The organism is Agrococcus carbonis, from assembly GCF_900104705.1.
Classification (GTDB): Bacteria; Actinomycetota; Actinomycetes; order Actinomycetales; family Microbacteriaceae; genus Agrococcus; species Agrococcus carbonis.
In genome coordinates, this window is record NZ_LT629734.1 from 969,134 (window position 1) to 990,639 (window position 21,506).

Below are 21,506 nucleotides of genomic sequence, written 5' to 3' on the forward strand. Positions count from 1 at the left end.
GGCTCAGTCGATCAGGCTGCGGCCGGTGAGCCGGAGGAAGACGTCCTCGAGGCTCGAGCGGCGCACGAGGCTCGTGATCGGGTTCAGACCGCGGTCGTGCACGGCAGACATGGCGCCCTCGCCGTCGTCGGCGTAGACGAGCACGCGGTCGGGCAGCACCTCGATGCGCTCGCCGATGCCCTGGATGGCGGCCGCGGCCTCCTCGTTGCGCGCCGAGCCGAAGCGCACCTCGAGCACCTCGCGCGTGGAGTACTGCCGGATGAGCGAGGACGGGCTGCCCTCGGCGACGATCGTGCCCTGGTCGACCACGACGAGCCGGTCGCACAGCTGCTCGGCCTCGTCCATGTAGTGCGTGGTGAGCACGAGCGTCGTGCCCTCCTCCTTCAGCCGGAACAGCCGATCCCACAGCACGTGGCGCGCCTGCGGGTCGAGCCCGGTCGTCGGCTCGTCGAGCAGCATCGCCTTGGGGGCGTTGATGAGCCCGCGGGCGATCGTCAGGCGTCGCTTCATGCCGCCCGACAGGCCGTCGACGCGGGCCTTGCGCTTCTCGGTGAGCTGCGCGAACTCCAGCAGCTCCTCGGCGCGGCGCTTGACGTACGGCAGCGGGAGGCCGAAGTAGCGGCCGTAGACGATGAGGTTGTCGATGACCCGCAGCTCCTCGTCGAGCTGGTCCGCCTGCGGGACGATGCCGAGCTGCGCCCGGATCTCGGGCCCGTGGCTCTCCGGGTCGAAGCCCAGCACCGCGAGCTCGCCGGAGGTGCGGGTCGAGGTGGCCGCGATCATCCGCATCGTCGTCGACTTGCCCGCGCCGTTGGGGCCGAGGAAGCCGAACGCCTCCCCCGGCTCGATCGCGAAGTCGATCCCGTCGACGGCGGTGAAGTCGCCGTAGCGCTTGGTGAGCCCCTTGGCTTCGATGACCGGGGCGGATGCGGTGGTCGGCACGGGAGACAACGCTACTGCGTGCCGCCCACACGCGCCGCACCGCGATCCGCGACGGGCGCGTCCCCCGCGCTCGCGGAGGCTCGCCTCGCGCTGGCCTTCCGCTCCCGCGCTCGCCAGGATGGAGGCATGCTGTGGGTCCGCGCGAATGCCAGACGCTACCCCCTCGTCGCCATCACGCTCGTCATCGGCGTCGCGAGCGCCGCCTTCGGGATCGCGGGGATGCCCGAGGTCGCGCAGTGGCTCTGCACGGGCTGGGGCGTCGTCGTCGCCGCGATGCAGGGCTGGGGCATGCTGCGCGACCTGCTGCGCGGCCACTGGGGGCTCGACGTGCTGGCGGTCACGGCGATCGTCGCGACCATCCTCGTGGGCGAGTACGTCGCGACCCTCCTCATCGTGCTCATGCTCACCGGCGGCGAAGCGCTCGAGGACTACGCCGCCGGCAGGGCGCGCCGCGAGCTGACGGCGCTCCTCGAGCGCGCGCCCCAGCTCGCCCACCGCGTGGTGGACGGCGACGCGGTCGAGGACATCCCCGCGACCGACGTGCGGGTGGGCGATGAGCTGCTGCTGCGGCCCTCCGAGATCGTGCCGGTCGACGCGGTGCTGCTGAGCGGCAGCACGGCGCTCGACCAGTCGTCGCTCACGGGAGAGAGCCTCCCGGTCGAGGTGCACGAGGGCGACGACCTGCTCAGCGGCTCGGTCAACGCCGAGGCGGCCGTGCGCATCCGCGCCACCGCGACCGCGGCAGACAGCCAGTACCAGCGCATCGTCGCGCTCGTCGAGGAGGCCGCGGAGAGCCGCGCCCCCGTCGTGCGGCTCGCCGACCGCTACGCGGTGCCGTTCACGGCGGTCGCGCTGCTGATCGCGGGCCTCGCCTGGTGGGCGACGGGCGACCCGGTGCGCTTCGCCGAGGTGCTCGTGGTGGCGACCCCCTGCCCGCTGCTCATCGCCGCGCCCGTGGCGTTCATGGGCGGCATGAGCCGGGCGGCGCGCCGCGGCATCATCGTCAAGGGCGGCGGGGTGCTCGAGCAGCTCGCCGCCGCGCGCACCGCCGTGTTCGACAAGACCGGCACGCTCACCACCGGCACGCCGACCGTCGACGCGGTGCGCGCGGAGCCCGGCGTCGACCCGGCGACGCTCCTCACCCTCGCCGCCTCGGCCGAGCAGTACTCCTCCCACGTGCTCGCCGCGTCGATCATGAGCGCTGCGCGCGACCGCGGGCTGGCGCTGCGGCCCGCGAGCCGCGCGTCGGAGCGCGCGACCTTCGGCGTCGAGGCGGCGATCGACGGGCAGCAGGTCGTGATCGGCAAGCTCGCCTTCGTGCGCGAGCACGCGCCCGACGCGCACGAGACCGAGCTCGCGCGGGGCGAGCTCGCCATCTACGTCGCCATCGACGGGCGGTTCGCCGGCAGCATCGTGGCGCGCGACCCCGTGCGCGAGAACGCGGCGGCGACGATCGCCGCGCTGCACGCGGCGGGCACGCGCGAGACGGTCATGCTCACCGGCGACGCATGGCCCACCGCGCGGCACGTCGCCGACGAGCTCGGCATCGAGACCGTGCGGGCCGAGTGCCTCCCGGGCGACAAGGTCGAGGCGGTGCGGGCGCTGCCGCATCGGCCCGTGCTCATGGTGGGCGACGGGGTCAACGACGCGCCCGTGCTCGCAGCGGCGGATGTCGGCGTCGCGATGGGCGCGAAGGGTGCGACGGCCGCGAGCGAGTCCGCGGACGTCGTCATCACGATCGACGACCTCTCGCGCACGGTCGACGCGGTGCGCATCGGGCGGGACACGAAGCGGATCGCGCTCCAGAGCATCTGGATCGGCATCGTCATCAGCGTCGCGCTCATGGTGATCGCCGCCCTCGGCGCGATCCCGGCGACGATCGGCGCGCTCGCCCAGGAGGCGGTCGACCTCGTGACGATCCTCTGGGCGCTCCGAGCGATCCGCGGCGGCGCGCGGCCCGGTGCGACGGCTCCCGAGCGACGCGGGAGAATGGAGGAGTACGCCTGACGCGCGACCGCCCCTCCCGGGGTGCGCGCCGCGGCGCAGTGCACACGGAGCAGGAAGCGAGAGATGAGCGAGCGACGAGCGATCTTCGGCAGGCGACGCGACGACGACGGCCCGCGGGCCAGCGTCAGGGAGCTGCTCCCCTACCTCTTCCCGAAGAAGGGGCTGCTCGTCGGCGCGATCGTGCTGTCGGTCGTCGGCGCCGCGTTCGCGCTCGCCCAGCCCGCGATGGCGCAGGAGCTCATCGCGCGCGTCGAGCAGGCGCGCCCGCTCGAGTGGCTGCCGTGGCTGCTGCTCGTCGTGGTGATCGTCGGCGCGCTGCTCGACGGACTGCAGCACTTCCTCCTGCAGGTCCTCGGCGAGCACGTCGTGCTGCGCACGCGCCGCACGCTCGTCGCGCGGATGCTGCGGCTGCCGATCTCCGAGTTCGACCAGCGGCGCGTCGGCGACCTCGTGAGCCGCGTCGGCAGCGACACGACCCTCCTGCGCGCGGTGCTCACCCAGGGCCTCGTCGAGTCGGTCGGCGGAGTGCTGACGCTCGTCGGCGCCGTCATCGCGATGCTCATCATCGACCCGCTGCTGCTGGGGCTCACGGTGCTCGTGCTCGCGGTCGCGATCGGCGCGATGCTCGCCGTCATGCCGATGCTCACGCGCGCCTCGGGCGCCGCCCAGGAGCAGGTCGGCCACCTCACGAGCGCCCTCGAGCGCGCCATCAGCGCGGTGCGCACCGTGCGCGCCGCCGGTGCCACCGACCGCGAGGTCGCCGCGATCGGCGAGCGCGCCGAGGGCGCCTTCGGCGCGGGTGTGCGGGTCGCCCGCATCTCGGCGCTCGTCGTGCCGATCTTCGGCGTCGCGATGCAGCTCGCGTTCCTCGTCGTCCTCGGCGTCGGGGGCCTCCGGGTGGCGACAGGCGAGATCGCCATCTCGCAGCTCGTCGGCTTCCTGCTGTTCCTGTTCCTCATGGTGATGCCGCTCGCCCAGCTCGCAGGCGCGGTCGCGGCGGTGAGCGTCGCCCTCGGCGCCCTCGGCCGCATCCAGGAGATCGTGCGCCTGCCGAGCGAGGACGAGGCGGATGCGGGGGCCGCGGTCTCGCCCGTCCCCGGAGCGCCGATGGTCGCCTTCGAGGACGTCTCGTTCGCCTACCCCGGCGACGACGAGCAGCGGACCGTCCTCGACGGCGTCTCGTTCTCGGTGCCGGCCGGCACCCGCACCGCGCTCGTCGGCCCCTCCGGCGCGGGCAAGTCGACGACGTTCGCGCTCATCGAGCGCTTCTACGACGCGACCGGCGGCCGCGTGCTCGTGGGCGGCACCGATGTGCGCGACGCCGAGCGCGCATCCCTGCGCTCGCTCATCGGCTACGTCGAGCAGGATGCGCCGGTGCTCGCCGGCTCGCTGCGCGACAACCTGCGGCTCGGCGCACCGACCGCGAGCGACGAGCAGCTGCTCGAGGCCCTCGAGTCGGTCAACCTCGGCGGGCTCGCGAGCCGCTCGGCGCAGGGCCTGCGCGCCGAGGTCGGCGAGGGCGGCGTGCTGCTCTCGGGCGGCGAGCGCCAGCGGCTCGCGATCGCCCGCGCGTTGCTCGCCGCGACGCCCATCCTGCTGCTCGACGAGTCGACGGCCAACCTCGACGCCCGCAACGAGGCCGCGCTCAAGGTCGCGCTCGACGTGGCGAGCGAGGGCCGCACGACCCTCGTGATCGCGCACCGGCTCGCGACGGTCGTCGACGCCGACCAGATCATCGTGCTCGACGGCGGGCGGGTGCTCGCGACGGGCACGCACGACGAGCTGCTCACGTCGTCGCCGCTCTACCGCGAGCTCGCGGCGCACCAGCTGCTCGCGCCCGCCGAGTAGCGACGAGGGGCGCGCGCCGTGCGGCGCGCGCCCCTCGGTCGGGTCGAGCTCAGCGGACGAAGCGCACCGAGTCTGCAGGGGCCTCGTTGACCGTGAGCGTGAAGACGTCCGGTCGCGAGTAGTGCCCGACGGCGTCGAAGTCGAGGTGCGACCTCGTCTTGGCGCCCATGTCGAGCTCGGCGTAGAGGATCGTCTCCTCGTCGAAGACCGGTCCGGCGAGCACTTCGCCGGACGGCGCGATGATGACGCTGCCGCCGCGCATCAGGGTGTCGCCGCCGGGCACGGCGTGCTCGACCGGGTGGTCGTCGGGGAACGCGTCCCTCGTGATCACCTGGCAGCTCGAGAGCACGAACGTGCGCCCCTCGATGGCGATGTGCTGCATCGTCGACTGCCACGTGGGCCGGTCGTCCGCGGTCGGGGCGCAGTAGATCTGCACTCCCTTCGCGTACATCGCCTGCCGCAGCAGCGGCATGTAGTTCTCCCAGCACAGCACCGTGCCCACCCGGCCGCCCGGGGTGTCCATGGTGTCGAGCGTCGAGCCATCGCCGAAGCCCCAGACGAGGCGCTCGGAGCCGGTCGGCATGAGCTTGCGGTGCTTGCCGACCACGCCGCCCTCTGGCGAGATCATCAGGGCGGTGCAGTAGAGCGTGTTGCCGAGCCGCTCGATGACGCCCATGACGACGTGTACGCCGTGCTCGGCCGACGCCGCCGCCAGACGGGCCACTTCGGGGCCGTCGAGCGTCACCGATCCACCGACGTAGCGCTCGTACTCCGCGCGCCCCGGCTCGGTGCGGATCCCGATGGCGGTGCCGAAGGAGGTGCCCTTCGGGTAGCCGCCGATGAACGCCTCGGGGAAGACCGCGAGCTCGGCGCCCGCGGCACCCACTTCGGCGATCAGCTGCTCGGACCTGCGCGTCGCCGCATCGGCGTCGAACGGGACGGCGGCTGCCTGAACGACTGCGACCTTGTACATGCGTGCTCCTCGTCTCGTCGATCAGCCGCGCGAGATGTCGCGGCCCTTGGTCTCCGGCAGCAGCGGCCACAGCACGGCGAGCGCCACGATGCCGACCGCGATCACATAGAACGCGGGCGAGACCAGCAGGCCGGTGACCGCCACGAGCGTCGCGGCGATGAACGGACCGGGGCCTGCGAGCAGCGCGTAGGCGACGTTGTAGCCGATCGCCGAGCCGGTGGCGCGCACCGAGGCCGGGAAGACCTCGACGAGCAGCACGTTGTTGGTGACGGCGACCGCGGCGACGCAGAGCGCGAACGGCACGAGTGCGACGATCACGAGCCACGGGTTGCCGACACTCATCAGCAAGAAGGCGGGCACAGCCCAGACGATCAGGCCGATGACACCGGCGAGGTTGACCGGCCGTCGGCCCCAACGGTCGGCCGCGATTCCCATGAGCGGGTTGAACGCGACGTACAGTACCATCACGACCGCCGTCGACCACAGCGCGTCGAAGCGCTCCATGCCGACCGCGCCGGTGAGGTAGTTGTTCGTATAGGTGACCAGGTAGTAGAGGCTCACGCCGAAGATGCCGGCGAACGCGAGGGTGAGCACGAACGCCTTGCCCTTCTCCCCCGCAGTGGTCGGCTCGACCGAGCCCTCCTTCCGCTTGCGCTCGAGCTCCTCGTAGACCGGGGTGTCCTCGAGCTTGCGGCGGATGTAGACCGCCACGACCGCCATCAGGAACGAGGCGATGAAGGGTACGCGCCAGCCCCAGGCAGAGAGCGCGTCGGCATCCATGGTCGCGGTGAGCACGACTGCCGTCAGAGTGCCCACGAGGAACGCGAGGCCGGCGGTGGCGGTCACCACGCTCGCGTACAGGCCGCGGCGGTGAGCAGGCGCGCTCTCGCCGATGTACGCCGCAGCGCTCGTCCACTCGCCGCCGACCATCATGCCCTGCAGCAGCCGCAGCGCGACGATGGCGATGGGGGCGAGGATCCCGATGGCGGCGTACGACGGCACGAGGCCGATGAGCGCGGTGATGATGCCCATACCCATGACGGTGATGATGAGCACCGCGCGCCGACCGAGTCGATCGCCCATCGGCCCGAGGATGAGCGCGCCGACCGGGCGGGAGACGAAGCCGACAGCGAAGACGGCGAGCGCGGAGAGCATCTCGGCGGTCGCATCGCCCGAGGGGAAGAACTGCGCGCCGATGATGGCGGCGAAGTAGCCGTAGATCGCGAAGTCGAACCACTCCATGAAGTTGCCGATGCCGACGGCGAGCATGCGCTTGCGCCGGTCGCCCCGGCTCAGCTCACGCGGCTGGCGCTGATCGATCGGAGGCTGGTCGAACGTGGTGTGCTGCATGGTGATCTCCCTCGTCCACGGAGCAGGCAATGAGGCCACGCTATCGTCATACGGTAATACCGTCCTGCCGCATCGATACGTATCATGGGCACTATGAACACCGTCGATCTCCGCCGCGTCGACCTGAACCTGCTCGTCGTCTTCCAGGTGCTCTGCCAGGAGCGCCATGTGACGCGGACGGCGGTCAAGCTGAACCTCAGCCAGAGCGCCGTGAGCGCCGCGCTCGCGCGCCTCCGGAGGCTGTTCGACGACCCGCTGTTCGTGCGGGAGCGCAGCAGCATGGTGCCGACGTCGAAGGCGCTCGCGATCTCGTCGCGCGTGGGGCCGACCCTCGCCTCCCTCGTCGACCTCATCTTCGAGGATGTGGCGTTCGATCCGCACCGCTCGCAGCACGTGTTCCACCTGGCGATGTCCGACGACCTCGAGATGGTGCTCGGGCCGTGGCTCGTGCGAGAGCGGCTCGCGCAGGGCTGGGCGGTCGACTTCGCCATCCACCAGACCAGCAGCGCTCGCTGGCGCCAGGCGCTGGAGGATCGTCGCATCGACACCGTCGTGTGCCTGTCGCCGGCTGAGAGGGCGGCATCGTTCCAGTCGGAGTCGCTGTTCTCCGGCGGCTACCTGTGCCTCTTCGACGCGGACGCGCTCGGGGTCCGGACGATCAGCCGCCAGCAGTACCTCGAGGGGCACCACGTGCGCGTCGCGTTCGACCTCCAGCGTGGGTGGGTGGACGAGCGGCTCGCCTCGCTCGGCCACGCCAGGAAGGCGCTCTGCACGATCAGCCACTTCGCGGGGCTCGCACCGCTGCTGCGCTCGGTGCCGGCGGTCGCGACGATCCCCGAGCACGCGGCCAGAGCGCTGGCGGCAACGACCGGGCTGGCCACGAGCCCCGTGCCGATCGAGACCCCGCGGTTCTCGATCTCCGCCATCTGGGGGACCCGCACGGACACCGCCCCGGAGAGCGTCTGGCTGCGCGACAACCTGAAGCGCTTCGCCGCCTCGATGTGAGGCGGCGAAGCGACGATCAACGGCGGCGGCGGCTCACGCGAACGGGTTCGGCATGAGCGTGTACTTCGTCTCGAGGTACTCGTGGATGCCCTCGGCGCCGCCCTCGCGCCCGAGGCCCGACTGCTTGACGCCGCCGAAGGGGCCGGCGGCGTTCGAGACGACGCCGACGTTGAGGCCCATCATGCCCGTGTCGATCAGGTCGATCATGCGCTGGCCGCGCTTCGTGTCCTCGGTGAAGACGTAGCCGACGAGGCCGTACTCGGTGGCGTTCGCGAGGCGCACGGCCTCCTCCTCGGTCGAGAAGCGCTGGATCGCGACGACCGGGCCGAAGATCTCCTCGATCGAGACGGCCATCGAGGCGTCGACGCCGTCGAGCACCGTGGGCTCGAAGAACGAGCCCGGGCCCTCGATCGCCTTGCCGCCGGTGACGAGCGTGGCGCCGTCGGCGACCGCCGACTCGACGAGCCGCACGGCGTTGTCGACGGCCTTGTCCTCGACGAGCGGCCCGATCGTGACGCCCTCCTCGGTGCCGCGGCCGATCTTCATGGCCTTGACGGCATCCCCCACTCGCTGGGCGAACTCGTCGGCGACCGACTCGTGCACGATGAAGCGGTTGGCCGCGGTGCACGCCTGGCCGATGTTGCGGAACTTCGCGAGCAGCGCGCCCTCCACGGCCTTGTCGAGGTCGGCGTCGTCGAACACGACGAACGGGGCGTTGCCGCCGAGTTCCATCGACGACTTCAGCACGTTGTCGGCGGCCTGCTTCAGCAGGCTCACGCCGACGGGCGTCGAGCCGGTGAACGAGACCTTGCGCAGGCGCGGGTCGGCCAGCAGCGTCTCGGAGAGCGCGCCGGTCGACTTCGTCGTGATGACGTTGACGACGCCCTTCGGAAGCCCGGCCTCCTCGAGCAGCGCCACGAGGGCGAGCGTCGTGAGCGGCGTGAGCGTCGCGGGCTTGACGACGGCGGTGCAGCCGGCGGCGAGCGCCGGGCCGAGCTTGCGCGTGGCCATCGCGAGCGGGAAGTTCCACGGCGTGATGAGGAAGCACGGGCCCACGGGGCGGTGCGTCACGATCATCTGACCGGTGCCCTCGGGGGTCATCGTGTAGCGGCCGTCGATGCGCACCGCCTCCTCCGAGAACCAGCGCAGGAACTCGCCGCCGTAGGCGACCTCCCCGCGGGCCTCGGCGAGGGGCTTGCCCATCTCCATCGTCATGAGGAGCGCGAACTCCTCCTTGCGCTCCTGCAGCAGGTCGAAGGTCTTGCGCAGGATCTCGCCGCGCACGCGCGCGGGGGTGCGAGCCCACTCCTCCTGCGCCGCGACGGCGGCGTCGAGCGCCCGCACGCCGTCGGCGACCGAGCCGTTCGCGATCTGCTTGATGACCTCGCCCGTCGCGGGATCGCGCACGTCGATCGTGCCCTGCTCGCCGTCGATCCACTCGCCGCCGATGAACAGCTGGCCGTGGACGCCGTCGAGCACCTGGGTCTCGATGGTCGCAGTGGTCGCACTCATTGTGGGACTCCTTCGTCGGGGGATGTCGTAATCGTATACGAAGCGGGGTCTAGCGGGCAGAGAGAATGCGCGCGACGCCTCGCTCAAGGTATCGGGCGAAGCATGCCGGATCCTCGGCGTGCGGGAAGTGCCCGAGCTCGGGCATGAGCTCGAACGATGCGTTCGGGATGCGGTCGGCGAGCGCTCGGGACTGCTCCGGCGGCACGCTCGTGTCGAAGGCCCCGGAGAGCACCGCGATGTGCGGGCTGTCGGCGTCGAGCAGGTGGACGACCTCGTCGAGATCCCACTGCTCGTAGCCGGCGATGTCGGCCTCGTAGACGCCGAAGGCGCCGCTCGAGTACCCCCACCACACCCGGTCGCGATGCTCGATGGGCGAAGCGGGGTTCATGAGGCCGTACGTCCACTCGGGCACGTGGAGCGCTTGGTTGACGAGCGGCGAGCGCAGAGCGGCGGTGCGGCGACCCCGCACGCTCGGCCCTGCCTGGCAGGAGACGGCTCCGCGGAACCGGCTCGGATGCGTGGCGATGGCCCGCACTACGGCCGCGCCGGCCATCGACGGGCCGACGAGGATCGGCCGCTCGAGCCCGGCCGCGTCGGCGATCGCGACGATGGTGCGCGTGTATGCCTCGGGGTCGAGCCGGTAGCCCGCCGGATCGACGCCGGCGACCGGCGTGGACTTGCCGTGCCACGGCAGGTCGACGGCGACGAGCTCGAAGCGGTCGGTGAGGTCGGTGTCGGTGACGAGCCCGTGGTACTGGCTCGAATCGCTGCCGGCGGTCGCGAGGCACAGCAGCTGCGGCCCCTCCCCCGCCCGCTCGACGTAGACGTCGGAGGTGCCCAGCGGTCCGTCGATGCGCACGTACTCGCCTCGCAGCGAGAGCGGGCGCGGATGTCGCGGAGCACCCGCGCATGCGGGCCGCAGCGCTTCGACGAGTCGCCGCACGAGGTGCAGGTGCTGATCGAAGGCGAGCGCGTCGCCGTCGACCCGCGCGCGGCCGTCGCGCAGCATCGGCAGCACGTGCTGCCAGCCCGGCTCTGGAGCGTCCTCGAGCAGCGCCGCCCACTCGGCGTCACCGAGTCGCAGCGTGAACGCGGGCTCGCCGCCGGCGAGGATCTCGCCGTCGCGCACGCGGATTGCCTGCGCGCCACGCTCGTCAGCGAGCGCGAGCGTCACGTCGGCGCCGCGTGCCGCGGTGCGGAGCCGCATGTCGTCGCGGCAGGCCGCTGCGAGGTTGGCGGGCAGCGTCACGGCTGCCTGCCGATGACGCCGGCGAGCCCGGGCAGCGGGTCGCCCAGCGGCTCGAGCGCGTCGAGCGTGCCCGCGTCGTGCCCGGTCAGCACATGCACGGCATCCGTCTCCCGGATGCGGTCGAGCACCCGGTATGACTGTGGCACGTCAGCCATGGAGACGAACGGCATGTCGCGCTCGAGCTCCTCGACGAAATGCGCGGCATCGCTAGCGATGAGGACGACGCCCTCGCTCGTGCGCACCGACACCATCGCCTGGCCGGGCGTATGCCCGCCGACCTCGATGAGCTCGACGCCGTCGACGATGCGCGCCGAGCCCGTGAACGGCCGCAACCGCCCCTCGGCCTCGATGCGACGCAGCTCGTCGACCTCGTCCGGGTCGCCGAAGTGCGAGAACAGCGGCCTGGTCGCGATGTCGCTGACCCAGAAGTCGAGCTCGGCCTGCGCGATGTGCACGGGGGACGCTGTGAAGGCGCCGAGGTTGCCGATGTGGTCGTAGTGTGCGTGCGTGACGACGACGGGCACGCCGGATGCAGGATCGATGCCGAGGCGACGCAGGGCCTCGAGCGGGTCGATGAGCACCGCGCGCCCGCGCGACGTGCCGCCGCGCTCGGAGTAGCCGGTGTCGACGACGATCGCCTCGTCGCCGCGGCGCAGCACCCACAGGAAGTAGTCGAGCGTGAACGGGCCGTCCTCCTCGCCGTAGAACGGGTAGTTGAGGAACACCTCGCTCCGCCGCGTCTCGCGCGTGCCGTGGCGCACGGTCACGATCTCCCAGGGGCGCTGCGTCGTCATGCGATCGTCTCCAGTCTCGGCGCGGCAGGCGTCACTCGCCTGAGCCGGAGCCGCCCTCGTGCACGGCGACCGTCGGCTCGATGCCGTCGGCGCCGATCACCTCGCGCCATGCCTCGAAGCCGGTCTGGAACGCCACGATGCCAGCCTCCGGCAGCGCGATCTCGATCGCCTCCAGGATCTCGGTGGGCGTCAGACCCAGGTCGAGCGCGACGCGGATGTGCGACTGGATGTGACCCTTCGACGCCCGCATCACCGTGAGCGAGACGATGAAGATGAGCTCCTTGGTCTTGCGGTCGAGCGTGCGCTGGTCGAGGTACGCCGCGGAGACCATGTGATTCGCCGCCTGCAGCACGGGGAAGTCCTGCTTGGCCATGACCTTGTGGTAGTCGAGCACGTAGCCGCGCTTGCGGGCCATGTCGTCGATGTAGTCCTGCGGGTCGATGGTCGTGGTGGTCATGCTGCGGTCCCTTCGTCAATGGAGATGCCGGTCGCCTGCGCGTAGACGCGGGCGATCTCGGTGTGGTCTGGGTCGTCGCCGAGGCCGACGCGCCCCGAGCTGAGCGCGTCAAAGGCGGCACCGGTGACCGGCGCGTAGCCGACCTCGTCGGCCATGCGTCGCGCGATGCCCATGTCCTTCAGCATCAGGTCGTAGGCGAACCGCGACGCGTAGGTGCCGGGCAGGATATGGTCGGGGAACTTCACCCGCGTCGCCTGACTCATACCGGTGGAGGCGTTGAGCACCTCGACCATCGCGGCGGGCTCGATGCCGAAGTGCTTCGCAACCGTCACCGCCTCAGTCGCGGCGGCGATGTTCGTGGCGCTCACGAGGTTGTTGAGCGCCTTCGCCGCGTGCCCGGCACCTGCCGGGCCGACGTGCACGATCGACGAGCCGACGGTGCGCACGTGCGGCATCGCGCGCGCCACCGCATCCGCCGTGCCCCCGACCATGACCGTGAGCGAGCCCGTCTCGGCCTTGGCGATGCCGCCGGAGACCGGGGCGTCGACGTAATCGATGCCGAGCGCGGCGGCCTCGGCGGCGAGAGTGCGGGTGCTCGCCGGCTCGCTCGAGCCCATGTCGATGACGAGCGCGCCCCGCGGCAGCCGCGCGAGGAGACCAGCGTTGCCGCGCAGCACCTCCTCAACATGGTGCGAGGTCGGCAGCATGAGGATGACCGACGCTACGTCGTCGCCGATGTCGGCCAGGTCGCTCAGCGCCTCAGCGGCGGAGTCGGCCGCGACGGCCTCGGCCGCCGCGGGGAAGACGTCGAAGACGCGGGTCGCGAAGGCCGCGGCGTGCAGACGCGCCATCGGGGCGCCCATCCGACCGAGGCCGAGGAACAGGGTGGCGCTCATGCACTGACCTCCTCGCGGTCGTCGAGGTGCTTGAGCGCGATCGCGGATGCGGCCATCACGTGAGCGACGGAAAGGTCGTAGGCGGAGTCCACGTCGCCGCGGGCAATGGCGTCGACCACGGCCGCGAGCTCGGCGCGCATCGCTCGGTGGCGATCCGGCGAGGAGAGCGTGACCGCACGCAGCTGACTGATGCGGGCCTGCACGTTGGCGAGCTGCTCGCCGATGATGGCGTTGTGGCTCGCCGCGATCAGCGCGTCGTAGAAGTCGTTCTTGACCTCGAGGAGCTCCTCAAGCGTCGCGGGCGGCTCGTCGCCGATGCGCGCGAACGCCTGCTGCAAGGCGCCGATGCGCTGAGTGTCCGCGCGCTTGGCCGCCAGGCGCGCGGCTGCTGCCTCGAGCGCCGCGCGCACCTCGTAGAGCTGACGAGCCTCGTCGGCGGTGAGCTCGGCGACCACGGGGCCGCTGCCGGCCTGGATGCGGATGAGGCGCTCGCTCTCGAGCTGGCGCAGCGCCTCGCGAACCACCGTGCGACTGACGCCCAGGCGCTGCTCGACCGCCTTCTCCGTGATGCGCGCTCCCGGCTGCAGCTCGCCGCGCACGATCGATGCGCGGATCGCCTCCACCGCCTGCTCGCGCAGCGGCGCGGCCCGTCGTTCCAGCGTCATGCCGACCTCCTCGATCACGTATTACCGTAATACCGTCATACACCGGGAGGCAAGTCGCCGCGCGAGGTGCGCGCGATCGGTGGACGCTAGCGCCGCTCGCGCGCGAGCTTCGACGGCCACCAGGTCTTCGGCCCGATCTCGAGCGCGAGCGCCGGCACGAGCAGCGAGCGCACGAGGGTCGTGTCGATGAGCACGCCGAGCGCGACGATGATCGCGAGCTGCAGCAGGAACAGCACCGGGATGACCCCGAGCGCGGCGAAGGTCGCCGCGAGCACGACGCCGGCCGAGGTGATGACGCCGCCCGTGACGCGAAGGCCCCGGAGCACCCCCTCGCGGTGGCCGAGGCGCCCCACCTCCTCCCGCACGCGGGTCATGAGGAAGATGTTGTAGTCGACGCCGAGCGCGACGAGGAAGACGAAGGCGAACAGCGGCACGGCCGGATCCATCTCGGGGATCCCCATCGCCTGCAGGATCAGGGCACCGACGCCGAGCGCCGTGTAGTACGAGAGCACGGTCGTGACGAGCAGCATGAGCGCCGCGACGATCGAGCGCAGCAGCGCCATGAGGATGAGCGAGATCACCACGAGCACGATCGGGATGATGAGCGCGCGGTCGTGGCTCGACGCGACGTTGGTGTCGATGGCGATGGCGGTGGTGCCGCCCACCGCGACCTCGGGCGCGATCGGGTGCACCGCATCCCGGATCTGCCGCACGGTCTCCTGCGCCGCGTCGGAGTCGGGCGCGTCGGCGAGCGTCGCCTGCACGAGCACGAGGCCGTCGACGACCGTCGGCTCGGCGGCCGCGAAGGGCGAGCGCGGATCGACGGGGAGCGGGATGGTGCCCGAGGGCGAGTCCTCGCTCACGACCGCCACGCCGTCGACGCCGTCGACGTCGGCGAGCGCCTCGGCCACCTCGTCGAGGTCGCCCTCGGGCGCGAGCACCTGCGTAGGCGTGCCCGAGCCGCCCGGGTAGTGCTCGGAGAGCAGCGCCTGGCCGTCGCGCGCCTGCGACTCGCCGACGACGAACTCGCTCGAGGGGACGCCCTCGGCCTGGAGCTGCGTGACGCCGAGGGCACCGAGGCCGAGCACGAGCGCGGTGACGATCCACACGGTCCGCGTGCGGCGCTCGACGAGGCGCGACACCGCTCCCCACAGGCCCTTGCCGTCGGGCTTCACGCGCGGGCGCTCGGGCGTCGGCGCGACCGGCCAGAAGGCGACGCGGCCGAACGCCAGCAGCAGCGCCGGCAGCAGGGTGAGGCCCGCGACGATCGCGCACGCGATGCCGATCGCGGCGACGGGACCGAGCTGCTGGTTGGAGACGAGGTCGCTCAGCAGCAGGCAGAGCAGGCCGGCGATGACGGTGCCGCCCGAGGCGACGATCGGCTCGGTGGAGCCCTTGAGCGCCGCGAGCGTCGCCTGCCAGCGGGAGCGCGTCTGGCCGAGCGCCTCGCGGAAGCGCGCCGTGTAGAGCAAGCCGTAGTCGGTCGCGGCGCCGACGACGAGGATGAAGAGGATGCCCTGCGTCTGGCCGCTGAGCGTCAGCACGTCGGCCTTCGCGAGCTCGAAGACGATGAGGATCGCGAGGCAGAGCGCCGCGACCGAGGTGAACAGCACGAGCAGCGGCAGCAGCGGCGAGCGGTAGACGATGATGAGGATGACGAGCACGGCCGCGAGCGCCACGAGCAGCAGGATGCCGTCGATGCCCGCGAAGGCCTCGCCGATGTCGGCGCTGAAGCCGGCCGGCCCCGTGACCGCAGCCTGCAGCTCGTCGCCGAGTCCCGCATCCGCGATGAGCGCGCGCAGCCGCTCGACGTCGTCGGCGACCTCGCCCGAGCTGTCGAGCAGGGCGACGATCTGCACCGCCTCGCCGTCCTCGCTCGGCACGAGCGGCGACGTCTCGACGACGCCGTCGAGCTCGGCGATCTGCTGCTGCAGCGCGTCGAGGTCGGCGAGCTCCGCTTCGGTCAGGTCGCGGTCGGCGGCGACCACGACGATCGCGGGGACCTCGTCGGCCCCGAGGAACTCCGGCAGCGCATCCTGCACGGTGGTCGACTCCGCGCTCGCGGGCAGGAAGCTCGACTGATCGTTCGAGACCACGGTCGAGAGCTTGCCGAATGTCGGTCCGCCGACGCCGGCGGCCGCGAGCCACCCGAGGATGAGCAGCACGGGCAGCAGCACGCGCAGCCAGACGGGCACGCGGAAACGGGTGGATGCGGAGGCCGGCGACGAAGTCATGCAGACAGACTACTTGTCACTGGCTAAGAGAATGCAATCGGATGCGTCGGAGTGCACCCCGGCCTCCTCACCCCGTCATGCGGTGACGACCTCGACCCCCGCGTCGCGCAGCTCGTCGAGGGCGGTCGCCCGCGTCTCGGGCGACACCGCCGAGGTGAGCCGGTCGATGACGCGCACCGAGATCCCCGCGAGCGCCGCGTCGAGCGCCGACGCCTTCACGCAGTAGTCCGTCGCGATGCCGACGACGTCGAGCTGGTCGATCTCCTGCTCCTCGAGCACCTCGGCGAGCGTCTCCCCGTCGTCGGTCGTGCCCTCGAAGGCCGAGTAGGCAGGCTTCCCCTGCCCCTTCTTGATGTGGACGTCGATCGCGAGCGCGTCGAGCGCCGGGTGGTACTCCGCTCCCGGCGTGCCGGCGACGCAGTGGGCGGGCCACGTGTCGACGAAGTCGGGCTCCCCGGCCGCGAAGTGCCCGCCGTTGTCGCCCTCGGCATCGTGCCAGTCGCGGCTCGCCGCGACGAGCGCGTAGCGGTGGGTGCGGAGGTGCTCGGTGATGGCCGCGGCGACGGCCGCGCCGCCCTGCGTCCCGAGGGCGCCGCCCTCGGTGAAGTCGTTCTGCACGTCGACGATGAGGAGCCCAGAGGTCATGGGGCCAGCGTACGACGCGAGAAGTGGGGCCTGGGAAAGGCTAGCCAGCGCGGCTAACCTTCAGGCATGGCCACCAGCCACGCCCCGAACGTCCGCTACACCGATGCGCAGATCGAGGAGCTCCTGCTCGAGCTCAACCACGAGGCGGTCACCGCCGCCTCGCTGCCGACCTGGGCCGCCGCCTCGGCCGTCGGCGTCGAGCGCCTCACTGCGACGCATTCGCTCGTCTACATCCGGCTCGCCGAGCGCGACTCGCACGACGACCGCGTCGTGCTCATGCTGCTCGACGGCACGTGGGAGCGCGCGCTGTAGCCGCAGCCGCGCCTCGCATCCAGCCCGAGCGCCGCCATGTCGCACCACCGGACCCGCGAGGAAGCGGTCGACCACAGCCTCATCCCCGCGCTGCGGGCGATCGGCGTCGACCCGGAGACGGTCGACCTCGAAGCGATCGCGCGCAGGACGGTGCGCCGCTCAGGCTCGTTCTCGCACGCTCCCACCTGGCACACCACCGTCTCCGGCGAGGCGCTGCGTCGGATCGCTGAGGAGCACTCCCGCGAGTGAAGCCGGCGAGGGTCTGCGTCCGGCGCCCCGCGTGCCCCGCGTGCCGCGACCATGGCTCGTCAGTGGCGCTGACGACGAAACGACCCCTGACCGGTGCTTCTCACGAAGCCGGATCAGGGGTCGTTCTCTGCTGGTGCCGCCTCGGAGAATCGAACTCCGGACCTATTCATTACGAGTGAATCGCTCTGCCGACTGAGCTAAGGCGGCGTGCCGAGGCACGATCAACGATCATAGCGCATCGGTGCGCGCTGCGGCGACCGTGCCGCGCACCGCAGGCGGCGACGCGCGCAGCGCCGCGAGCCCGCGCATCCGCCGCGCTTGACCCATCCCGCACCGCGCCGCCAGGCTCGGGGCATGACGGCGACAGGATGGCAGCGCGCGGAGCGACCGGCGACCGAGGCGGCACTCGAGCAGGTGGACGCGTGGTGGCGAGCGGCGAACTACCTCAGCATCGGGCAGATCTACCTGCTCGACAACCCGCTGCTGCGCGAGCCCCTCGCGCCCGAGCACATCAAGCGGCGGCTGCTCGGGCACTGGGGCACGACGCCCGGCCTCAACTTCGTCTACGGGCACCTGAACCGCGTCATCCGCGAGCGCCAGCAGCGCACGCTGTTCATCATGGGCCCGGGCCACGGCGGCCCGAGCGGTGTCGCGTGCGCCTGGCTCGAGGGCACCTACACGGAGCGGTTCCCCGACATCGAGCGGTCGGAGCGCGGGATGCAGCGGCTCTTCCGCCAGTTCTCCTTCCCCGGCGGGATCCCGAGCCACGCGGCACCGGAGACTCCGGGCTCGATCAACGAGGGCGGCGAGCTCGGCTACTCGCTCGCGCACGCGTACGGCTCCGCGCTCGACGACCCCGACCTGCTCGTCGCGTGCGTCATCGGCGACGGCGAGGCAGAGACGGGTCCGCTCGCCGCGAGCTGGCACGCGAACAAGCTGCTCAACCCCGCGGCCGACGGCGTCGTGCTGCCGATCCTGCACCTCAACGGCTGGAAGATCGCGAACCCGACGCTGCTCGCGCGCATCCCGGAGGAAGAGCTGCTCGCGCTCATGCGCGGCTACGGGCACGACCCGATCCTCGTCACGGTCGGCGAGCGCGGCGAGGAGCACGCCGTCTCGCACGCGCGCTTCGCGGAGGCCCTCGACGACGCGCTCGACCGCATCGCAGCGATCAAGGCCGCCGCGGTCGAGGGGACCCTCCGCGGGCGGCCCGCGTGGCCGATGCTCGTGCTGCGCAGCCCCAAGGGCTGGACGTGCCCCGCCGAGGTCGACGGCCTGCCCGTCGAGGGCACGTGGCGCTCGCACCAGGTGCCGTTGGAGCGGGTGCGCGAGGACGACGCGCACCGCGAGCTGCTCGAGCAGTGGCTGCACTCGTACCGCCCCGACGAGCTCTTCGACGAGACCGGTGCGCCCCGATCGATCGTGACCGCGGGCGCCCCCGAGGGCGACCTGCGGATGAGCGCGACCCCGGTGGCCAACGGCGGGCTGCTGCGCCGCGACCTCGCGCTCGCGGACACCGCCGCGCACGCCCGCGCGGTCGACCCGCAGGCGCGCGGCGCCGAGCAGTCGAGCGCCACCGCCGCGCTCGGCGAGTGGCTCGCCGACGTGCTGCGCGACAACCCGCACACCTTCCGCATCCTCGGGCCCGACGAGACCGCATCCAACCGCCTCGCTCCCGCCGTCTACGAGGCCACCGCGAAGCAGTGGAACGCCGAGACGCTGCCGATCGACGAGCACCTCGCGCCGACCGGGCGCGTGCTCGAGGTGCTGAGCGAGCACCTCTGCCAGGGGCTGCTCGAGGGCTACCTGCTCACGGGCCGCCACGGCCTGTTCACGACCTACGAGGCCTTCGCGCACATCGTCGACTCGATGCTCGGCCAGCACGCGAAGTGGCTCGAGTCGGCCTCGCACGTGCCGTGGCGCGAGCCGGTCGCGAGCCTCAACATCCTGCTCTCGAGCCACGTGTGGCGGCAGGACCACAACGGCTTCAGCCACCAGGACCCGGGCTTCATCGACGTGGCGCTCAACAAGAGCCCCGAGATCGTGCGCGTCGTGCTGCCGTTCGACGCGAACACGCTCCTGTCGACCGCCGACCACTGCCTGCGCTCGGTCGGCCACATCAACGTGATCGTCGCGGGCAAGCACCCGTCGCCGCAGTGGCTCACGATGGCCGAGGCGCAGGCGCACTGCGAGCGCGGACTGGGCGTGCTCGAGTGGGCGGGCACCGAGACCGAGGAGCGGCCGGTGGATGCGGTGCTCGCGGCCGCCGGGGACGTCCCGACGCACGAGGCGCTCGCCGCCGCGTGGCTGCTGCGCGAGCGCGTGCCCGAGCTCTCGCTGCGGGTCGTCAACGTCGTCGACCTCGGGCGGCTGCAGCAGGCCGACCAGCACCCGCACGGGCTGCCGGATGCGGAGTACGACCGCATCTTCACGCGTGACAAGCCCGTGGTATTCGCGTACCACGGCTATCCGTGGACCATCCACCGCCTCACCTACCGGCGCGCCGGCCACGACCAGCTGCACGTGCACGGCTTCCTCGAGCGCGGCACGACGACGACCCCGTTCGACATGGTGATGATGAACGGCCTCGACCGCTACACGCTCGCGATCGCCGTGCTCGACCGGGCGGGGCTCGCCGAATCGCACGCCGGCGTGCGGCAGGAGCTCGTCGAGGCGCGCGACCGCGCGAAGGCGCACACGCGCGAGCACGGCATCGACATCCCCGAGGTCGCCGACTGGGTGTGGGGGCGCGGCGCCGACGGCTGAGCGAGCGTCGGCGCCGCGCCGCCCTCAGCAGTCGAGGTCGCCGGTCGGGGCCGTGCCGGTGAGGAAGTACTGGTTCACGGGGCCGTCGACGCAGCCGTTGCCGCTGTTGTACTGCCCGTGCCCCTCGGCGTCGACCGAGATGAGCACGCCCGATTCCAGCATCCCGGCGAGGTCGACCGCCTGCTGGTACGACGTCGCGGGGTCGTTGAGGCCGCCGATCACGATGATCGGATCGGCGCCGGGGGCCGTGATCTCGTGGGGCGTGCGCGTCGCCTCGAACGGCCACGCGGCGCACGAGCTGAGGCCGACGAAGTCGGGGCCGAGCGTCGGGGCCGCGGCCATGATCTGCTCGGCGTTCGCGCGCACCTCGTCGAAGTCCGTTACCGAGGGCTGGTCGAGGCAGTTGACCGCGATGAGCGCCTCGAGCGAGTTGTCGGCGAACGTGCCGTCGGGGTTGATGCCGTAGTAGTCGTCGGCCGCTGCGAAGGCGCTCTCGCCGCTGCCGGCGGAGACGTCGGAGAGGATCTGCCGCAGCGTCGGCCACTGGAAGTCGCTGTAGAGGTTCGCGGCGATCGCGATGAAGAGCGCGCTCGAGCCGAGCTGCCGGCCGTCGCGCACCGCGATCGGGTCGGCGTCGACGCGGTCGATGAGCGCGCGCGTCTCGGCGAGCGCGCTCGCCGCATCCCCGTCGAACGGGCAGTCGCGCTGGCGCAGGCAGTCGGCGACGAAGTTGCCGTAGGCGAGCTCGAAGCCGGCCGCCTGGTGCAGCGTGCCCTCGACATCGGTCGCGTCGGGGGCGACCGCCGCGTCGAGCACCATGCGCCCCACATGCTCGGGGAAGAGGTCGGCGTAGGTCGAGCCGATGAGCGTGCCGTAGGAGACGCCGAGGTAGTGCAGCTGCTGCTCGCCCATGAGGGCCCGCAGCAGGTCGAGGTCGGCGGCGACCTGCTCGGTGCCGACGAACTCGAGGAAGGCGCCGGTGTGCTCGAGGCACGCGTCGGCGAACCACTGCGACGACTCGAGCTGCTGCTCGAGGTCCGCGTCGCTCAGCGGCTCCGGCGCCGGGCCCGGTGGGATCTCCCACAGCCAGTCGTAGAGCTCGGCCGGGTCGTCGTAGCAGCTGATGGGGGTCGAGGCGCCGACGCCGCGGGGGTCGAAGCCCACGAGGTCGTAGTGCTCGCGCACGACGGGCGCGAGCAGGTAGTCGCCGAAGTCGCGCACATACTCGACGCCGGATGCGCCCGGCCCGCCCGGGTTGTAGAAGATCGCGCCGCGGCGCTCCCCCGTCGCCGGGGCGACCGTGACCGCGAGCTCGATGCTGTCGGCGGATGGGTCGTCCCAGTCCATCGGGGCGGTGACCGTGCCGCACCAGTTGGCGCCGCAGTCGCTCCAGTCGACCTGCTGGCCGAAGAACGGCGCGAGCTCCGCGTCGACCTGCTCGCCCGTCGGCGCCCACTGCGGCTCGCCCTGCGCGCCCGGGTCGCCCGGCGTCACGGCGTTCCCGGGCGGCGGGAGGATGCAGCCGGTGAGGGCGAGCGCGGTCACGGCGAGGGCTGCGGCGGCGGCCAGGCCGCGACGGGTGCGATGCATGCCTCCAGGCTA

The 21,506-nt window shown here is 72.0% G+C and carries 18 protein-coding genes and 1 tRNA gene; 6 read left to right on the forward strand and 13 right to left on the reverse strand.

Annotation, left to right across the window (positions count from 1 at the left end):
- Nucleotides 1-3: 3 nt before the first annotated feature.
- The gene (locus BLT67_RS04660) at nt 4-942 is read right to left on the reverse strand and encodes an ABC transporter ATP-binding protein (protein WP_092665941.1); all 939 of its coding nucleotides are present in this window, start codon (nt 940-942) and stop codon (nt 4-6) included.
- 126 nt (nt 943-1,068) lie between these two features.
- Between BLT67_RS04660 and BLT67_RS04665 the strand changes: the two genes are divergently transcribed.
- Both BLT67_RS04665 and BLT67_RS04670 read left to right on the forward strand, forming a co-directional pair.
- Nucleotides 1,069-2,949, forward strand: coding sequence for a heavy metal translocating P-type ATPase (locus BLT67_RS04665; protein ID WP_092665942.1), 1,881 nt, complete (start codon nt 1,069-1,071; stop codon nt 2,947-2,949).
- Between the two features lie 63 nt (nt 2,950-3,012).
- Nucleotides 3,013-4,797: an ABC transporter ATP-binding protein gene (locus BLT67_RS04670; RefSeq protein WP_092665943.1), complete on the forward strand. Its 1,785-nt coding sequence runs from the start codon at nt 3,013-3,015 to the stop codon at nt 4,795-4,797.
- 49 nt (nt 4,798-4,846) lie between these two features.
- On the opposite strand, the gene BLT67_RS04675 is transcribed toward BLT67_RS04670, so the two are convergent.
- Together BLT67_RS04675 and BLT67_RS04680 are read right to left on the reverse strand one after the other, a co-directional pair.
- Complete coding sequence (locus tag BLT67_RS04675) at nt 4,847-5,770, reverse strand: carbon-nitrogen hydrolase family protein (RefSeq protein WP_092665944.1); 924 nt, start codon at nt 5,768-5,770, stop codon at nt 4,847-4,849.
- A 21-nt stretch (nt 5,771-5,791) separates the two neighbouring features.
- A complete protein-coding gene (locus BLT67_RS04680) occupies nt 5,792-7,120 on the reverse strand; it encodes an MFS transporter (RefSeq protein WP_197674433.1) in 1,329 nt (442 codons plus the stop codon).
- 93 nt (nt 7,121-7,213) lie between these two features.
- Here BLT67_RS04680 and BLT67_RS04685 point away from each other — a divergent pair, with 93 nt between their 5' ends.
- Nucleotides 7,214-8,125 (forward strand): LysR family transcriptional regulator, encoded by a 912-nt coding sequence (locus BLT67_RS04685; protein WP_172801982.1) that lies wholly within the window; start codon nt 7,214-7,216, stop codon nt 8,123-8,125.
- Nucleotides 8,126-8,158: 33 nt separating this feature from the next.
- Here BLT67_RS04685 and BLT67_RS04690 read toward each other — a convergent pair whose 3' ends face one another.
- The 8 genes from BLT67_RS04690 to BLT67_RS04725 all read right to left on the reverse strand — a co-directional run bounded on the left by BLT67_RS04690 (nt 8,159) and on the right by BLT67_RS04725 (nt 16,577).
- Nucleotides 8,159-9,637, reverse strand: a complete 1,479-nt coding sequence (locus tag BLT67_RS04690) for an NAD-dependent succinate-semialdehyde dehydrogenase (RefSeq protein ID WP_092665946.1) — start codon at nt 9,635-9,637, stop codon at nt 8,159-8,161.
- Nucleotides 9,638-9,686: 49 nt separating this feature from the next.
- Nucleotides 9,687-10,886 (reverse strand): alpha/beta fold hydrolase, encoded by a 1,200-nt coding sequence (locus tag BLT67_RS04695; RefSeq protein ID WP_092665947.1) that lies wholly within the window; start codon nt 10,884-10,886, stop codon nt 9,687-9,689.
- Entirely contained in the window at nt 10,883-11,680 is a 798-nt protein-coding gene (locus tag BLT67_RS04700; RefSeq protein WP_092665948.1) for an N-acyl homoserine lactonase family protein, read from the reverse strand. The genes BLT67_RS04695 and BLT67_RS04700 overlap by 4 nt, the downstream gene beginning before the upstream one ends.
- A gap of 31 nt (nt 11,681-11,711) precedes the next feature.
- The gene (locus tag BLT67_RS04705; protein WP_092665949.1) at nt 11,712-12,137 is read right to left on the reverse strand and encodes a carboxymuconolactone decarboxylase family protein; all 426 of its coding nucleotides are present in this window, start codon (nt 12,135-12,137) and stop codon (nt 11,712-11,714) included.
- The gene (locus BLT67_RS04710; RefSeq protein WP_092665950.1) at nt 12,134-13,033 is read right to left on the reverse strand and encodes an NAD(P)-dependent oxidoreductase; all 900 of its coding nucleotides are present in this window, start codon (nt 13,031-13,033) and stop codon (nt 12,134-12,136) included. The genes BLT67_RS04705 and BLT67_RS04710 overlap by 4 nt, the downstream gene beginning before the upstream one ends.
- Nucleotides 13,030-13,698: a GntR family transcriptional regulator gene (locus BLT67_RS04715; protein ID WP_157674176.1), complete on the reverse strand. Its 669-nt coding sequence runs from the start codon at nt 13,696-13,698 to the stop codon at nt 13,030-13,032. Before BLT67_RS04715 ends, BLT67_RS04710 begins: the two co-directional genes overlap by 4 nt.
- 86 nt (nt 13,699-13,784) lie before the next feature.
- Nucleotides 13,785-15,932 carry an MMPL family transporter gene (locus BLT67_RS04720; RefSeq protein WP_092665952.1) on the reverse strand — a complete coding sequence of 716 codons (2,148 nt, stop codon included), beginning with the start codon at nt 15,930-15,932 and terminating at the stop codon, nt 13,785-13,787.
- A 75-nt stretch (nt 15,933-16,007) separates the two neighbouring features.
- Entirely contained in the window at nt 16,008-16,577 is a 570-nt protein-coding gene (locus tag BLT67_RS04725; RefSeq protein ID WP_092665953.1) for an isochorismatase family protein, read from the reverse strand.
- 66 nt (nt 16,578-16,643) lie between these two features.
- Between BLT67_RS04725 and BLT67_RS04730 the strand changes: the two genes are divergently transcribed.
- Together BLT67_RS04730 and BLT67_RS04735 are read left to right on the forward strand one after the other, a co-directional pair.
- Nucleotides 16,644-16,889, forward strand: coding sequence for a hypothetical protein (locus tag BLT67_RS04730; protein ID WP_092665954.1), 246 nt, complete (start codon nt 16,644-16,646; stop codon nt 16,887-16,889).
- A gap of 36 nt (nt 16,890-16,925) precedes the next feature.
- Nucleotides 16,926-17,138 carry a hypothetical protein gene (locus BLT67_RS04735; RefSeq protein ID WP_092665955.1) on the forward strand — a complete coding sequence of 71 codons (213 nt, stop codon included), beginning with the start codon at nt 16,926-16,928 and terminating at the stop codon, nt 17,136-17,138.
- 131 nt (nt 17,139-17,269) lie between these two features.
- On the opposite strand, the gene BLT67_RS04740 is transcribed toward BLT67_RS04735, so the two are convergent.
- Nucleotides 17,270-17,345 (reverse strand) — tRNA-Thr (locus BLT67_RS04740).
- 147 nt (nt 17,346-17,492) lie between these two features.
- Between BLT67_RS04740 and BLT67_RS04745 the strand changes: the two genes are divergently transcribed.
- A complete protein-coding gene (locus tag BLT67_RS04745) occupies nt 17,493-19,904 on the forward strand; it encodes a phosphoketolase family protein (protein WP_092665956.1) in 2,412 nt (803 codons plus the stop codon).
- A 24-nt stretch (nt 19,905-19,928) separates the two neighbouring features.
- Here the strand turns inward: BLT67_RS04745 and BLT67_RS04750 are convergent, their stop codons facing one another.
- A complete protein-coding gene (locus BLT67_RS04750) occupies nt 19,929-21,494 on the reverse strand; it encodes an alpha/beta hydrolase (RefSeq protein WP_092665957.1) in 1,566 nt (521 codons plus the stop codon).
- Nucleotides 21,495-21,506 lie beyond the last annotated feature (12 nt).

Excerpts from the sequence above, each read along its gene's own strand:
- BLT67_RS04745 (WP_092665956.1), top strand. The coding sequence starts at position 17,493 with ATGACGGCGACAGGATGGCAGCGCGCGGAGCGACCGGCGACCGAGGCG.
- BLT67_RS04720 (WP_092665952.1), bottom strand. The coding sequence starts at position 15,932 with ATGACTTCGTCGCCGGCCTCCGCATCCACCCGTTTCCGCGTGCCCGTC.
- BLT67_RS04735 (WP_092665955.1), top strand. The coding sequence starts at position 16,926 with ATGTCGCACCACCGGACCCGCGAGGAAGCGGTCGACCACAGCCTCATC.
- BLT67_RS04665 (WP_092665942.1), top strand. The coding sequence starts at position 1,069 with ATGCTGTGGGTCCGCGCGAATGCCAGACGCTACCCCCTCGTCGCCATC.
- BLT67_RS04730 (WP_092665954.1), top strand. The coding sequence starts at position 16,644 with ATGGCCACCAGCCACGCCCCGAACGTCCGCTACACCGATGCGCAGATC.
- BLT67_RS04690 (WP_092665946.1), bottom strand. The coding sequence starts at position 9,637 with ATGAGTGCGACCACTGCGACCATCGAGACCCAGGTGCTCGACGGCGTC.
- BLT67_RS04705 (WP_092665949.1), bottom strand. The coding sequence starts at position 12,137 with ATGACCACCACGACCATCGACCCGCAGGACTACATCGACGACATGGCC.
- BLT67_RS04685 (WP_172801982.1), top strand. The coding sequence starts at position 7,214 with ATGAACACCGTCGATCTCCGCCGCGTCGACCTGAACCTGCTCGTCGTC.
- BLT67_RS04710 (WP_092665950.1), bottom strand. The coding sequence starts at position 13,033 with ATGAGCGCCACCCTGTTCCTCGGCCTCGGTCGGATGGGCGCCCCGATG.
- BLT67_RS04725 (WP_092665953.1), bottom strand. The coding sequence starts at position 16,577 with ATGACCTCTGGGCTCCTCATCGTCGACGTGCAGAACGACTTCACCGAG.
- BLT67_RS04750 (WP_092665957.1), bottom strand. The coding sequence starts at position 21,494 with ATGCATCGCACCCGTCGCGGCCTGGCCGCCGCCGCAGCCCTCGCCGTG.
- BLT67_RS04675 (WP_092665944.1), bottom strand. The coding sequence starts at position 5,770 with ATGTACAAGGTCGCAGTCGTTCAGGCAGCCGCCGTCCCGTTCGACGCC.
- BLT67_RS04680 (WP_197674433.1), bottom strand. The coding sequence starts at position 7,120 with ATGCAGCACACCACGTTCGACCAGCCTCCGATCGATCAGCGCCAGCCG.
- BLT67_RS04715 (WP_157674176.1), bottom strand. The coding sequence starts at position 13,698 with ATGACGCTGGAACGACGGGCCGCGCCGCTGCGCGAGCAGGCGGTGGAG.
- BLT67_RS04670 (WP_092665943.1), top strand. The coding sequence starts at position 3,013 with ATGAGCGAGCGACGAGCGATCTTCGGCAGGCGACGCGACGACGACGGC.
- BLT67_RS04700 (WP_092665948.1), bottom strand. The coding sequence starts at position 11,680 with ATGACGACGCAGCGCCCCTGGGAGATCGTGACCGTGCGCCACGGCACG.